The sequence below is a fragment of the Pyxidicoccus sp. M15 genome (genome assembly GCF_056858435.1).
The window spans coordinates 1,871,138-1,885,998 of record NZ_CM166495.1 but is presented as its reverse complement, the minus strand read 5'-3'; the positions used below and the strand labels follow the sequence as shown (position 1 = coordinate 1,885,998).

The 14,861-nt window shown below is 70.7% G+C and carries 8 protein-coding genes and 1 pseudogene; 4 read left to right on the top strand and 5 right to left on the bottom strand.

Annotated elements, in window-relative coordinates; translation table 11 throughout:
- The first annotated feature begins 19 nt into the window (after window positions 1–19).
- The gene (locus ACX9TP_RS07495; RefSeq protein WP_482979037.1) at window positions 20–1,321 is read left to right on the top strand and encodes an AHH domain-containing protein; all 1,302 of its coding nucleotides are present in this window, start codon (window positions 20–22) and stop codon (window positions 1,319–1,321) included.
- A gap of 1 nt (window position 1,322) precedes the next feature.
- Window positions 1,323–1,922 (top strand): imm11 family protein, encoded by a 600-nt coding sequence (locus ACX9TP_RS07490; protein ID WP_482979036.1) that lies wholly within the window; start codon window positions 1,323–1,325, stop codon window positions 1,920–1,922.
- 70 nt (window positions 1,923–1,992) lie between these two features.
- Here the strand turns inward: ACX9TP_RS07490 and ACX9TP_RS07485 are convergent.
- Window positions 1,993–2,235 (bottom strand): annotated as a pseudogene (locus ACX9TP_RS07485) (hypothetical protein); the annotation flags it as partial.
- Window positions 2,236–2,283: 48 nt separating this feature from the next.
- On the opposite strand from ACX9TP_RS07485, the gene ACX9TP_RS07480 reads away from it, so the two are divergent.
- Window positions 2,284–2,850 carry an imm11 family protein gene (locus tag ACX9TP_RS07480; protein ID WP_482979035.1) on the top strand — a complete coding sequence of 189 codons (567 nt, stop codon included), beginning with the start codon at window positions 2,284–2,286 and terminating at the stop codon, window positions 2,848–2,850.
- A 40-nt stretch (window positions 2,851–2,890) separates the two neighbouring features.
- Here ACX9TP_RS07480 and hemW read toward each other — a convergent pair whose 3' ends face one another.
- A complete protein-coding gene (hemW, locus tag ACX9TP_RS07475; RefSeq protein WP_482979034.1) occupies window positions 2,891–4,096 on the bottom strand; it encodes a radical SAM family heme chaperone HemW in 1,206 nt (401 codons plus the stop codon).
- A 13-nt stretch (window positions 4,097–4,109) separates the two neighbouring features.
- Window positions 4,110–6,572 (bottom strand): coiled-coil domain-containing protein, encoded by a 2,463-nt coding sequence (locus tag ACX9TP_RS07470; RefSeq protein WP_482979033.1) that lies wholly within the window; start codon window positions 6,570–6,572, stop codon window positions 4,110–4,112.
- A 201-nt stretch (window positions 6,573–6,773) separates the two neighbouring features.
- Here ACX9TP_RS07470 and ACX9TP_RS07465 point away from each other — a divergent pair, with 201 nt between their 5' ends.
- Complete coding sequence (locus tag ACX9TP_RS07465; RefSeq protein WP_482979032.1) at window positions 6,774–9,377, top strand: M16 family metallopeptidase; 2,604 nt, start codon at window positions 6,774–6,776, stop codon at window positions 9,375–9,377.
- Between the two features lie 33 nt (window positions 9,378–9,410).
- On the opposite strand, the gene ACX9TP_RS07460 is transcribed toward ACX9TP_RS07465, so the two are convergent.
- The gene (locus ACX9TP_RS07460; protein WP_482979031.1) at window positions 9,411–14,312 is read right to left on the bottom strand and encodes a pilus assembly protein; all 4,902 of its coding nucleotides are present in this window, start codon (window positions 14,310–14,312) and stop codon (window positions 9,411–9,413) included.
- A 31-nt stretch (window positions 14,313–14,343) separates the two neighbouring features.
- A complete protein-coding gene (locus ACX9TP_RS07455; protein ID WP_482979030.1) occupies window positions 14,344–14,859 on the bottom strand; it encodes a hypothetical protein in 516 nt (171 codons plus the stop codon).
- Window positions 14,860–14,861: the final 2 nt, after the last annotated feature.

The following is a 14,861-nucleotide window of genomic DNA, read 5'->3' as shown; positions in this document are numbered from 1 at the left end:
TCCGGCTTCGGGGGTTCCTGTGCGTCCAGTCGGAGTTGTCGCGTTGTTGCTGCTCGCGTCGGGGTGTGCGGCCACTCGTGTCGTCCAAATAGATGCTGGGAATGGGCAGCGAGTCATCCACGAGTCGGTGGACGTTGAGCCGGTCGAGGTGAACGAGGCGGAGTTCAAGGCTGCCCTCACGCGGCTCATCCTCGACCTGCGCATGGACGTTGCCTTCCGCGAGACCGATGCGGCGGACCAACGTAGCTGGGCCCGGTCCAGGACCCTGCTTGCGTCCTCGAAGGGCATCGCGGCTTCGGGGGCGGACGGTACCCCCGAGTCGTTGTATGCGCGCATCTGCCCCGACCCAGATGACTGCCTGCCCCTCGTGGGCGGGACGGGACTGACGTTCTCGCGCAAGGACCGGACGCTGATGGCGTTGTCCTTCGCGCTCGATACGGTGTGGGAAGGCGTCGAGGCTGAAGTAGGCAAGCTGCTGAACCCGGCCGCACTCAAGGCCATGGTGACGTCGGCGGCCCTCACCGTGCTTCTCACGATGGCCCTTCCCGAGCCCGTCACCAAGGTCGTCGCGGTGGCCCTGACGGCAGCGATGGTTGCGTACCTTGGTGTCGTGCCGGTCTGGGAGATGGGGCGAGGCTTCGTCCGGTTGTGGGACGACGCAGAGAGAGCCACGAGCATCATCGAGTTGCAGGACATCGGCCACCGCTTCGGAAAAGTGCTCGGCACGAACGGCACGCGCGTCCTGGTGCTGCTGGTCACTGCAGCCCTCGGCGGAAAGGGTGCGATGGCGGCCCAGGGGCCCAAGCTCCCCGGCTTCGCCCAGGCGGCCGTTCGGGCAGAGGCTGAGGCCGGCTTCCAGCTCGGGGCAGCCATGAGCGGCGGCGTGACCTCCATCGCGATGCCCGCCGCGGGTGTTCTGAACGTTGCCCTGGCGCCTGGAGCAGCCGCTGCGCTGGCGATGTACTCAGATGGGCGGTTTCCCGGTGACGAGGTGGGGCCCGTTCATCACATCTGCACGAACAAGAACCCGACTTCGGATGTTACAGGGGGTCCTTGGACGCCAATATGCGAGAAGATTTTCAAGAAGGCCGGCATGACGCTTGAGGACGCGGCAAACAAGGTGCGGCTCAATGGCCACGAAGGGCCTCACCCCGAGCTGTATCACAAGAAGGTCGTGAGTCGGCTACAGGATGCCGTCAGTCGCTGCAAGACACATGAGACCTGTCGCGCGAGGTTGATGGAGGAGCTTGCAAGCATTGCCAACGAGCTTCTGACGCAAGGCTCTGAGTTGCGAAACTTCATTGTCAAAGTGGAGGGGTGAGGTGGAGCCTCAATTTCATTGGGTTGAAATGGGCGATGTACCCCAGTGGCTCATTGAAACGCCGACACGGGATTCCGGTGAGGCGTTTGATGAGCCTTGGATGTTCGCAGAGGGTCGCGTGCTTCCAGCACCTGGGCCCATCAAGGCCCAGATTTCACATCCTGGCAGGAAGCGAACGTTTGTGTTCTCTGTGATAGAGAAAGCCCCCATCGTCAGCGAAGAAGTCGCGAACGTCTTCAGGACACTGGCTCCCGACGATGTTCAGCTCTTTCCGGTGTCTATAGAGGGAGAATCCGAGCAGTACTTCGTTGTCAATGCAACCAAGGTTGTTGATTGCATCGATGAAGCGAAATGCCGAGAAGTGCAGCACCATCCCGAGGGCTCTTTCCCTGAATACGAGGGCGAGTACCGCTGGGTCTACGGCCTCCGCATCGACCCCTCGAAAACCGAGGGCGCTCATGTCTTTCGGCTGAAGAAGTTCAAGACTGCGTTCGTCGTGTCGGACGACGTCAAGGCAGCCCTCGAAAAGGTCGGGAACCTGGGCGTGTCGTTCGAGCGGGTGACGGCGCCCAGTGGAGGACAAGATGAGCAGCATGCCTGAGTGGCGGGAGTTCAGTGTTGGCGTGCGGTAAGCGTTCACGGGGGCAGGCGACTGTGAGCGTGAACTGAGATTACGAGCCGGGCAGCAGCGAGGGCGCGGGAGTGCCGTGGAGATGAGCTTCGAGGGCAGCCGTGAGATAGTCGAGCACGTTGCGCTCCTGCTTCCTGAGGCTCATCACGGCGGTGAGGATGCGTTCGACGAAGTGGCTGCCGTCCTCGCTCTGGGTGCCGAAGTTCGTCTTGCGCCAGATGACCGCATGGCGCACGTCCCTCTCCGCGACGTTATTGGTGGGCTCGACACCCTCGGTATTAATCGACATCCTCACAAGCCTGAGACAGCAAATGCTTTCTGGCACCTTCCCATGAACAACATGGAGCCACCTCTGAAGCTATTTACGTTTGACGGAGAGGAGCATTGCGAGTTCGTTCAGCCAGCCCATCCTGACAGCTACGCGTTGATTGACGAGCTCATCAATGGGACCCCACGCGGGGACACCTGGGCTCCTTTTGCCGTGAAACTCATCAACCAAGGCGAGCGGCGTCGTCTCCTGCACCGGGCGGATGCGCCATTTCTGTTCAACAGCATGCTCGTTCTCAGGATGAATGCCATTGAACTGTTGAAGCCACTCCTCATGAACCATGGCGAGCTGCTACCCCTGGCATGCGAGCAGGCCGAGCTACGCGTCTTCAATCCCTTGCACGTACTCGATGCGCTCGACGAAGAGGCCTCGAGCGTCAAGCGGCTCAACGATGGACGCATCTGGCAGGTCACCAGGCACGTATTTCGTAAACCCCTTGTTCAGACATCGCAGGCCTTCAAGGTCACAAGCCTCCACCCCAGCCCCCTGTTCATGGGCGAGGAGTTCGTGGAGCAGTGGCGCGCCGCTGGCCTCAGGGGAATCGAGTTCCGGCAGGTATGGGAGGGCTGACGCCCACCCGGGACAGTAGGAATCGAGCAGCCAGACGGTGTCAGAGCAGCCGCGCGCACACGGCGCTGTGCACGTCCGCGCCCTTCTCCGTCAAGGCCAGCCGCCCGTCCTTCAGCGTCGCGAAGCCGTGCTCCACCAGCCGTGCCACCTCCGCGCGCCGGGGCTCCACCTTCTGGCCGTACCGCTCGCACACCGCTTCCCAGTCCACCCCGGACACCAGCCGCAGGCCCATGGCCAGCCTCTCCGCGAACAGCTCCTCCGGCCCGAGCGCCTCGCGGCCCTCCTCCGGCAGCCGCCCGGCCTCCGCCTCCACGAGGTACTTCTCCGCGCTGCGCAGATTCACGTACCGGTGCGGCGTGGGCGTAAGCAGCATCCCGGACGCGCCCACGCCCAGGGCGAGGTACTCGCCGCCCGTCCAGTAGAGCGCGTTGTGCCGTGAGCTGTAGCCAGGCAGCGCGTGGTTGGAGACCTCGTACCGGTGCAGCCCCGCCGCCCCGTACACCTCGCGCACCACGCGGGCCATCGCCACCACGTCGTCGTCCGGGGGCAACTCCAGCTCGCCGCGCTTCAGCCGCTTCGACAGCGGCGTGTCCTCGGCCAGCACCTCGCGCTCCACCGTCAGCGCGTACGTGGACAGGTGCTCGGGCGCCAGCGCCACCGCCCGCTTCGCGTCCGCCTCCACCTGCGCCACCGACTGGCCGTGCACCCCGTAGATGAAGTCCATGGCCACGACGTCGAAGCCCGCCCGGCGCGCCGCGTCCACCGCCCCCTCCACCATGGCCGCGTCGTGCGCGCGCCCCAACGCCTTCAGCGTCTCCGCCTGGAAGGACTGCACGCCCAATGACAGACGATTCACCCCCGCCGCCCGGTAGCCCGCGAAGCGCTCGGCGTCCGCGCGCTCCGGGTTGGCCTCCAGCGACACCTCCACGTTGGGCGACACCGACAGCCGCGAGGAGATTCCCTCCAGCACCTGCGCCACGTAGCGCGGGTGCCACAGCGAGGGCGTGCCGCCGCCGAGGAAGATGGACTCCAGCGGCTTGCCCTTCAGCGAGGGCAGGGCGGCCACCCGCGAGTCCAGCTCCGTGAGCACCGCGCGCGCGTAGCGCTCCTCGGGCACCTGCCGCGCCACCGCCACCGCGAAGTCGCAGTACGGGCACTTCGCCAGGCAATAGGGAAAGTGCAGGTACAGCCCGAAGCGGGCCGCCTGCATCCCCGTGAGTGAGTCCACCGGCGCGTCGAAGGGCATGAGGGGGAAACCTCTACTTCTTGCCCTTCAATTGCGCCTCCAGCCGGGCAATCTTCGCCTTGTAGCCAGCCGCGTTCTCGAGCGCTGTCTCGGCTGCCATCAGCTTGCGCTTCAGGTTGGCGACGTCCGCCTTGAGCCCCTCGCGCTCGGACTCCCAGTCGGCCGGGGCCGCCGAGGCCGCCGCCCCCGCGAGCTTCTCCTCGAGCGCCTTGCGGGCCTCCTGCTCGGCCTTCAGGGAGGCCTCCGCCTGCGCCAGCTTCGCCTCCGCCGCCGCGCGCGCACTCGCCGCCTGCGTCGCCTTCGCCTCGGCGTCCGTCCGGGCCTGGCCCGCCTGGGCCAGCTTCGCCTCGGCCTCCGCTCGCGCCGCGCCCGCCTGCGTCGCCTTCGCCTCGGCTTCCGCCCGGGCCACTCCCGCCTGCGACAGCTTCGCCTCGGCTTCCGCGCGGGCCGCGTCCGTCTTGCTGGCCGCCGCCGTCTGGGCCTTGGCCGCCTGGAGGGCGCCCTCCAGCATCTTCACCTGCTGCTGCAGGCGCTCCGACTTGTCCGCCTCCGCTCGCGCGCCCTCCAGCTCCTCCTGGAGCTCCGCCAGCTTCGCCTCGGCGCCGCCCTGCCCCACCGTCAGCGCGTCCACGCGCGCCTCGGCCTCCGCCGCCTTCACCTCCGCGTCCGCCCGCTCGGCCTCCGCCGCCTCGCGCCGCACCCGCTCCAGCGACACTTCCTCTTGCGCCTGCGCCGCGGCGCTCTGCGCCTGCGTCAGCGCCCCCTGCAGCCGGGCCAGCTCCGCCTCGCGCTGCGCGGACGCCGCCTCCAGCATGGACACGCGGGCGGCGAGGCCCACGCGCTCGGCGTCCTTGGTGGCGACCTTCATCTCCGTCGCGGCGAGCTGCTTCTTCAGCTCCTCGCGCTCGACCTGCGCGGCCTCCACCGCGCCGGACAGCTCGGCCACCCGGGCCTCGGCCTGGTGCACGGCCTCGCCCAGCGCCGCCGCGTCCGACTCCATCCTGTCGCGCAGCGACACCTGCTCGACTTCGGCCACCTCCAGCGCTTCCTTCAGCGCCGCGGCCTCGCCCTCGGCCACCTGCGCGCGCTCGCTGGCCTGGGACAGCCCCTCCTCCAGGGCCTGCGTCCGCTCCGCCGCCTTGGAGACCTCGGCCTCCAGCCGCGCGTTGAGCTTCGACAGCTCCGCGGTGCGCCCCTCCAGCGCCTGGCGCAGCGCGGGCAGCTCCGCGGCCTCCGCCGTGCGCGCGGTGAGCGCCGCCCGCAGGCCGACGATTTCCGCGTCCTTCAGCGCCAGCGCGCGCTCCAGCTCCGTCACCTGCCCCTGCAGGCCGCGCAGCCCGTCCTCCACCACCGACAGCTGCTTGCGCGCCGCGTCCCGCTCGGCCTCCAGCGTGCGGGCCCGGTCCTGCGCCTCCTCCAGCGAGCTCTTGGACCACTCGCTCTCGGACTCCAGCGCGCTCAGCCCGCCCTGCGCCTCCGCCAGCGCCGCCTCGAGCTGCCCGGTGCGCAGCGCCAGCGACTCCCGCTCCGCGCTGACCGCCTCCAGCTCGCCACCCAGCCGCTCCACGTCGGCGATGGCCTGCTGGTACTGCTCCTGCACCGCCTCCAGCGCGCCCTGCGCTTCCGACTTCTGCGCGGCCAGCTCCGCCACGCGGTCCTGCGCCAGCGACAGCGCCTCCTTGGCGCCAATCAGCTCCTCGGCCACCGCCCCGCGCGAGCCGCGCTCCTCCTGCAGGTCCGCGGTGAGGCGCGGGACTTCCGACTCCACCTCGGCCAGCGCCCGCGACAAGTCCTTGCGGTCCGCCTCCGCCGAGGCCAGCTCCGCCTCCAGGGCGGACACCTTCGCCTCCGCCTCGGCGGCCCGCGCCTCCGCGCCCGCCAGGGCCTCGGACACCTGGGCCAGCTTCGCGGGCGCGTCCTTCACCGCCGCCAGCTGCGACTTGGCCTCCGCGGCCTCCTTGCGCGCCAGCGTCAGCGACTGCTTCACCCCGTTCAGCTCGCCGTCGCGCTCCGCGTACAGGGTGCGGGCGCGGCCCAGCGTCTCCGTCTTCTGGCGGACGACGGCGCGGAAGTACTCCAGCTTCTCCTCCGGAGAGCCCCCCATGGGCATCCGGATTTCGGGCGGCTCCCCGAAGGGGTCATTGCCCGGCACCCGCACGGCGCGTGCCGCCGGGGCCGCACCTCCAGCGGGCACGGCGGACGCCGTCCCCAGGGCGGACGCAATCGCACCGGGGGCCGCCACCGGGGAGGCGGGCGCACCCGTGCCAGCAGGCGCGGCGGCCTGGGGGGCGGCCGGACGGCGGGGTGGCAGCGGTGGCGGAGCAGCGGGCGGTGGGGCCGAGGGCGGGGGCTTCGGCTGGGGCCTGGGGACAGCGGCGACGGGGGCGGGGGGGGCCGCTCCGGCGCTGGTGTCGTCCAGGCCCAGGCTTTCGAGCATGTCCGCGAACGGATCCACCTCTTCCGGAGGTGACGGCATGGGCCCGCCCACGTTACCGCCCACAGGCGCGCATCACCAGGGACGCGTAGGGCGAGGGGGAGGGCCTGCTCCGACCTTCCGGCCGGACGGCAGCCATACAGTCCCCTCGACGCCGGGGGGGCCGGACGTTAGCCAGTAGGGGAAAACATCACACCTTGTCTTGCCGGCCCCGGGGGCCGGTGACAGCTTCGGACGTTCCTTATGGCCATCCGCTACGCGCTACCCAACGGGCTCACCGTTGTCTTCGAGGAGCAGCACGCCGCCAAGGTCGCGGCCTTCCAGGTCTGGGTCAAGGCCGGGAGCGCCGACGAGCGGCCGGACCAGGCGGGCCTGGCGCACCTGCACGAGCACATGCTCTTCAAGGGCACCGAGCGCCGCGGCCCCGGTGAAATCGCCCGGGACGTGGAGTCCCACGGCGGCGAAATCAACGCCTGGACCTCCTACGACCAGACCGTCTACCACATCGTCATCGCCAGCCAGTTCGCCCGCACGGGCCTGGACATCCTCGGCGACGCGGTGCGCCGCTCCTCCTTCGACGCGGACGAATTGGCCCGCGAAATCGAGGTGGTGTGCGAGGAAATCAAGCGCAGCCAGGACACGCCCTCGCGGCGCGCCTCGCGTGACTTGTTCTCCACCGCCTACCAGGTGCACCCCTACAAGCTGCCCGTCATCGGCACCGAGCAGAGCGTGCGCAGCTTCACGCGGGAGAAGGTGCTGGAGTTCTACCACCGGCACTACACGCCGAAGAACCTGGTGCTCTCCGTGTCCGGCGACTTGCGCGAGTCGGAGCTGCGCGAGTGGGTGGAGGACATCTTCGGAGGGGACTGGGGCCGCCCGTACGAAGGCGGGGTGAAGCGCCCGGACGAGCCCCTTCCCACCGGCCGCCGCGTGCTGCTGCGCCCGGACGACGTGAAGGAGGCGTGGCTGCACCTGTCCTTCGGCATTCCCCAGGCGGACCACCCGGACACGCCCGCGCTGGACGTGCTGGCGATGATTGCCGGCCAGGGCGACGCGTCCCGGCTGGTGCGCGAGGTGAAGCGCCGCCACAACCTGGCCAACGACGTCCACACCTTCGCCTATACGCCCAGGGACCCGGGCCTGTTCTCCGCGTCGCTGACGACGCAGCCGGCGCACGCCGCCCGGGCCATCGAAGAGACGGCCCGCGTGCTGGCCACGCTGCGCGTGACGCCGGTGACGGCGGAGGAGCTGGCCACCGCCAAGTCGCTGGTGGAGGCCGAGGCCGTGTACCAGCGCGAGACGGTGCAGGGCGTGGCCCGGAAGATGGGCTTCTACCAGTCCGGCATGGGCAGCCTGGAGGCGGAGGCGCGCTACTACGAGGCCGTGCGGGGCCTGACGCCCGAGCACCTGCGCTCGGCGGCGGAGCGCTACCTGCGCTTCGACCGCGCCGTCGTCACCGGCCTCTTGCCCCCCGGCACGGACTTCACCGAGGCCCAGGTGCACGCGCTGCTCGACAAGGTGGACCGCGAGCCGGCCGCCCCCCCGCCCGAGCGCAAGCCGCGCAAGGTCCCCGCGGGCGAGCCGTCCATGCGGATTGCCAAGGCGGCGGCGTCCGGCCCCAGCGACATCATCGTGGAGAAGCTGCCCTCGGGCGCGACGCTGGTGGTGCGCGTGGAGCCCGCGGTGCCGCTGTTCGCCATGCGCGCCGCCTTCTCCGGGGGCCTGCGCTACGAGACGCCGGCCGACAACGGCATCAGCACCCTGCTCACCCGCTGCCTCACGCGCGGCACGCCGTCGCATGACGCGGAGGACATCTCCCACCTCATCGACGCGTATGCCGGCAGCCTGGGCGGCCAGGGCGGGCGCAACTCGGTGAGCCTGCGCGGCGAGTTCCTCTCGCGCCACTTCGAGCCGGCCTTCCGCCTCTTCGCGGACTGCCTCCTCAACCCGTCCTTCCCCGAAGTCGAGGTCGCCCGCGAGCGCACGCTGCTGCTCCAGGACATCCTCACCCGCGAGGACAAGCCGTCCAGCGTGGCCTTCGACCTGTTCGGCAAGACGCTGTACCAGTCGCACCCGTACCGCCTGCCGTCGCTGGGCGAGCAGGCCTCGGTGGAGACGCTGACGCCGGAGAAGCTGCGCGCGTGGCACGCGGCGCACATGGACCCGTCCCAGCTCACGCTCAGCGTGGTGGGCGACGTGAAGGTGGACGAGGTGCTCGCCCTCGCGCGCGAGTACTTCGGCGCCTCGCGCGGGAAGGCCGTCCCGCCACCGAAGGTCGCCGCCGAGCCGCCTCCCGAGGCCGCGCGCGAGGCGAAGAAGGTGCTGGCGCGGGCCCAGTCGCACCTCGTCCTCGGCTTCCCGGGCGCTCGCCTGGATGAGCCGTGGCGACACGCGCTGGAGGTGCTGTCCACCGTGCTGTCCGGCCAGGGCGGGCGGCTCTTCGTCGAGCTGCGCGACAAGCGCTCCATGGCCTACAGCGTCAGCTCGTTCGCGATTGAGGGCGTGGACCCGGGCTACTTCGCCGTCTACATGGGCACCAGCCCGGAGAAGGTGGACGCGGCGCTGGCCGGCATCCGCGCGGAGCTGCAGCGCGTGCGCGACGAGCCCATCCCCGAGGAGGAGCTGGCGCGCGCGAAGCAGCACCTCATCGGCACGCACGAGATTGGTCTGCAGCGCAACGGCGCCCGCGCGGGGCTCCTGGCCATGGACACCTGCTACGGCCTGGGCCTGGACAACTTCCTCCACTACGCGGACCACGTGGCCGCGGTGACGTCGAAGGAGGTCCAGGAGGTGGCGCGCCGGGTCATCGACTTCGACCGCGGCGCGCTCGCCATCGTCGGCCCGTAAGGCTCCGGAGCGGCTCCAGAGCGGCTCCGGAGCCTACTTGCAGGCGCGCGCGTCCACGTGGCGGCACACGTGGACGCTGCGCGGCACCTCCACCCAGGAGATGTCCTGGGCGGGGCTGTCGTTCTGCCGCAGCGTGTCCTGCGTGGGCGACTTGCCCACCCCCATGTCCAGCGTGGTGTAGCGGATGGCCCCCGTGCGCGAGAGCGTAATCACGCTGGCCGGCTCGGCCGGCGGTGACAGCACGTCGCGCGACTTGAAGGGCATGTAGCCCACCAGGTTGCCGTCGTCGTCGAAGAGCTTGAAGCCCTCCGCCTGGTCCGGCCAGCCGGTGATGATGTCCATCTGCCACGAGCGACCCACGTCCCCCGCTCCCGCCCCCCGGCAGTCTCCGGGCAGCGTCAGCGGCGGCAGGAAGGACGGCCAGGAGACGATGCCGCCGAGGATGCTCGAGCCCGCGGCCGTCTTCTCGTCCAGCCCGCCGTAGCGGACGAACCAGCCGGCGCCGGTGGTGGACGCGCGCGGCAGCGCGGCCAGCGCCTCCGGGGTGATGTAGCTCTGCAGGTCGCCATCCGGGAGCCTTCGAGACCGCAGCACGTTCGGGGGCACGGTGACGTCGCGCAGGCCGCAGCCCTGGCCGGTGGGGCACGCGTCATCCGTGTCCGTCCAGCGCTGACCGTCCAGCACCTGCGCGGAGGCCGCGTCCGAGAACACACGCGCGCCGCCGTAGTTGTAGAAGCCCACGTAGGTGTTGCGCGGCACCTGGCTCCGGTCCCCTTCGCTCAACTGCAGCCGGCCCTTGGTGCCCGAGGCGAGCCGCTGCGTCTCGCACTGCCACTGGCTGCCCTGCAGCGTGCACTCGCTGCGCGAGCCCGACGGCACGCTGTCGGTGGGCGGGAATTTGTAGCTCCCCGAGCCCAGCGCGCCGCCGCCGCAGTCGATGGACAGCCGCGTCAGCTCCAGCTTCCCGGGCGCGCAGACATTCACCGGCGCGCCCGACGTCATGTCCTGGTTCCGCGTGAGCACGCCGCCGGAGTACTCGAGCACATGATTGCGCGACACGCCTCCCACCGCGCCAGCCAGGGAGAGCGAGACGTCGCACTTCATCCGCACGCAGGCCAGGAGGTTGTCGGGGCCGCACGCGTCGCCCTCGGTGTCGCGCAGGTGCTGCCGGTCTCCCGTGCCCAGGTACGTCCGCAGCCAGCCCGTCTCCGGCTGGAGCGTGTTGGAGGCGATGTTGAAGAACGGCGTCTTCTGGTGGGCGGGCTGGCCCTTCGCAATCTCGAACGTCCGCGCGCCGTGCCAGTTCGTCACGGTGCCGGAGGTGTCGTCGCCCGGCTCGAAGAGGCGGAACGTCCACACCTGCCCGCCCAGGTCGCCCACCACCACCGTGTCGAAGAAGCCGTCCTGGTCCGCCTTGATGTCCAGCGCCTTGCCCACGTCCACCAGCGCGGGCGCGGCGGCCACCGGCATCAGCGTGTCCGCGCCGAACGTCCACAGCTTCTGCCCCGTCCACGCGTCCAGCACGTACAGGCCGCGGCCCCGGGTGAGGTCCGCGCTGTAGCCGCCGTTGAGGAAGACGGCCCAGCGCTCCTCCCAGCCGCGCGCCTCGCGGGAGCTGCGCAGGCGCACCGGGCCGATGGGCGGCGGCTTGGGCGCGAAGTTCATCCACGCCTGCCCCATGCGGGCGGCTTCCGCGTCGCACGCCTGGGGGAACATCCAGCGGAACGGGCCGGCCGCGCCCGCGGCATTGGCCAGCATCCCGTACGGGTCCGTCACATCCAGCGCGCTGTAGCGCTGTCCCCCTTCCCGCTCGGTGATGATGGCCAGGGTGCGGAACTCCCCCGGCTGCTTCACGCCGTCGCCCCGATTCTTCCCCTCGGCCGGGTCCACCCGGTTGTCGTCGAGCCCGTCCACCCAGACGTCGCGCACCATGGCCGTGCCGTCCACCAGGTACTCGTGGCCCCGGACGAGCAGCCCCAGCTTGGGCAGCAGGTCCGGAGGGATGAAGGCCCACAGCTCCTGGCCCGTGCCCAAATCATAGAGGTCGTCCAGCGCACTGCCCCGCTCGCGGGTGGTGATGGCCCGCCCCGCGTGCACCGCGTGCAGCATGCCGCCGTTGCTGCCCACCAGCAGGAAGCGGTCCCTACGGCCCTGGTCCTGGAGGTACTGGCCATAGGCGCCGTAGTTGCCCTCGGCCAGGCGCAGCGGCGGCTGCATGGGCGTGGCCCGGTAGCAGGGCTTCGCCAGGTTGCCGCCGCCGCACACCGGCTCGGCCGTGGGCGGCGTGCCCTCCTGCACGTAGTCCGCGTAGAGCGTGCGCAGGCACTGCGGGGCGAGCCCGAGGTCACACAGGAAGGGCTCCGCGGGCGGCTCCACCAGGATGGGCGACGAGTGGAAGATGTCCCCCAGCTTGCAGGAGCGGCTGCCGTCCCCCACACACGGCCGGTCCTCGTCGCGAGCGCCATCGCCGTCCGCGTCGAAGACGTCCTGTCCCCGGACGAAGGCGACGACGGCGCGGGCGCACTCGAGCTGCTCCGCCGCGGCGCCCGTCCACACCCTGTCCAGCCGGGTGAAGACGTCCGCGCAGAAGGTGTCACCACCGGCCAGCAGCAGCGGGCTCAGCTCGTCCGCGTGCTGCAGGTCGAAGGGCACGGGCGGGTTGTCCTCCTGGTCATACCGCCCGTTGCCATCCCGGTCCTTCAGGGTGAAGAGGCAGCGGCCGCCCGTCTCGCTGATGGGCCGGCCCGGGCTGCCCAGCTGCTCGCATGGCGCGGAGGCGCTGCGGCGGCCCACCGTCTCGCCCAAGTCCCAGAAGGGCACCGCCGGGTCCCCGCCCTCCAGCCGCCCCTCGGCGTTGCGGCGGGCCGTGTGGGCCTTCACCCAGTCGCCGGAGACGTTCTCCTCGACGATGTTGTCGCGCGTGAAGGCCGTGGGCTGCGGCACGTTGCCGGGCCCGGGCGTGAAGCCCGCCGGGCGGTCCAGGTAGAACGAGTCGTCACAGTCGCCGTCGCCATTGAGGTCCAGCGGGTCTCCCTGCTGCGTGCGGGCGCGGGCCCCGTCGCAGCCCTGGGCGAACTCGCCGTAGAAGTAGAAGCGGTAGAGGTGGCCCTCGTAGGGCTGGCCCTTGCGGGGGATGAAGCGCGGCACGTACGCGGAGGTCTGCGCGCTGCCGGCCTGCACGCTGGCGACGCTGGCGGAGGAGAACGAGGTGGCCGTCTCGCGCAAATCCCCAATGGCCGTCATCAGCGCGTCGCGGAGCTGGCCCGGCTCGTCCGCGCGGTAGAAGTGGCCCCCGCCCGCGCGCGCCATGCTGCGCAGCATGGGGCTGTTGTCACCGTAGCCAATCGTGTACGTGCGCACCGACTGCGTGCCGTCCAAATCCCCGCGCAGGTCCGCGTTGGCGAGGAAGAAGGCGACGTCGTCCATGAAGTTGCGGTTGCGCGCATCGCCCCCCTTGGGGCCGCTGTCGTCGTCATCCACCCCGTCACCGTCGGTGTCGATGAAGTAGTCGCAGTCCTCCTTCGTCGCGCCGTACAGGTCGCAGTAGTTCACCCCGCCCGGGTCCACCGCGTCGGTGGGATTGAAGGTCAGCGGCGTGCCGTCCGGGTGCTTCGCGCCCCGCTCCACCAGCAGGTTCAGCATCCTGGAGACGGGCACGGTGTTGTCATTGTCCGGGCGGCCGTCGGACAGGATGATGACGGCGTTGGCCTGGCACGCGGCGCACACGGACTTCTGCTCGCCCGGGCCCTCCAGCGGCAGCGGGTCCTCGTAGTCACCGCCCAGGTGGGTGAAGTCGAACTCCTTGCGCGCCCACGTCAGGCCCGTGCCGGCCGTGTCGCCGCGCGTGCCGGCCGGCTCACCGGGGTAGCCCGCGGTGGCGCCCACCGGGTTGGTGAACCACTTCTCCCAGATGCCGTCCTGCCGCTGCGAGGAGAAGTACGCCCCGAGGCTGTAGAGGGACTCGCCGATGGAGCGCTCACTGTTGATGAACTCCACCGCGTTGACGGCCGCCACCAGCCCGGAGCGCTGCAGGTCGCTCTCGGAGAAGAGGGGCCAGGTCTTGTCGCACGTCGGGAGCACGGGCCGCAGGAGCCAGGCGGGGTCGAAGAGGTCGTCGCTGTGGCTGAACGTCGCCACGCCCATGCGCAGGTCGGGCACGGTGTTGACGACGTCCTTCAGCACCTTGCGCGCGATGACGAACTTGGGCGGCCGCACGTTCAGCACGCGGCCACTGAGCACCCAGCGGCGGCGGGCGCCTCCGCCTTCCGTCCCGCCGCGGTACCAGCCCGCGGTGCGCAGGCAGGCCTCGCAGGCCGCCTGCTCCGCGGAGTTGAGGGACCACAGCCGGCAGGCGTCCCCGGGCTGGGTGAATCCCCGGGTGCCATTGAAGTGGCGCAGGACGGCATACCGCTGCGTCGAGTCACCCTCGGTGTCCGAGTTGCCTTCCTTCTGCAGCGGCAGCCGCGTGCCGTAGGAGACGTAGTACTGGTCCGGGTCGAAGAAGGCGCGCCCGCCGCCCAGCGTCGTGTCCGGGTCGAACACGCGCGAGCCGTTGAGGCGCGCGTCGGAGGACTGGAGGTCGAACCAGGCCATGCCCGCGCGCAGCGTCGGGTCCTCGCAGCCGGTGACGGTGGGGCCGGGCTCCGGCAGCGGCGTGTGGAAGTCCTGCATGGAGGCGTTGTTGCCGAGCAGGAAGATGGCCGCGGGCGGACGCGAGCGGGCCTCGAAGAAGTCCTTGTCCGCGCCGGAGGGGGTCTGGAGCATCGCGTCCCCCATGGCCACGGGGCCCGTGCAGCACGCGGCGAGCGGCGGCGGGGCCATGGCGCCGGAGACGGCGAGCCCGGTGGTGAGGAGGACGGCGCCCCCGGCCACGGCGCCCACCAGGGCGGCGCGACGGCGCGGGAGATGACGACGGAAGAGGGAGGACAGGCGCATGGGGGCGCTCCTGTGTGGGAAGGGAATGGGGCTACAGGCCGAAGCGGAGGGTGAACTCGACCTCGCTCTCCGCGCCTCGGGCGTCCAGGCAGTGGACGATGACTTGATAGGTCTGCCCGCCGAGGCCGGAGGCGGGAGCGACGACGTTGGTGAGGTCCCTCGCGCTGGAGCGGCGGCCGTGCGTCACCTGCGGCACCAGCCTCACGCCGCTGACGGTGGGCGCCTCGCCCACGTGCCCGCTGCGGATGCAGCGCGCGTCATCGCCGGACACGCCGCCGTCGCAGCCGGGCAGGCCCGCCAGGTCCAGGCGCTGGTCCGTGGGGGTGAGCTGCGTGGGTGAGCTTCCGATGAGGCGGAAGCGGGACAGGAGGTACTGGCGGCCGGCGTCGGCGCAGGCCACCAGCTCCTCGCTGGAGCGGAAGCTGCTGGCCGCGCCGCGCTCGGCGCCGGAGAAGCCGATGGCGGCCATGGCCAGCACCGTCACCACGGCGAGCAGCACCACCACCAGCAACAGCACCGAACCGCGGGGAGAGGACGTGGGCTTCATGG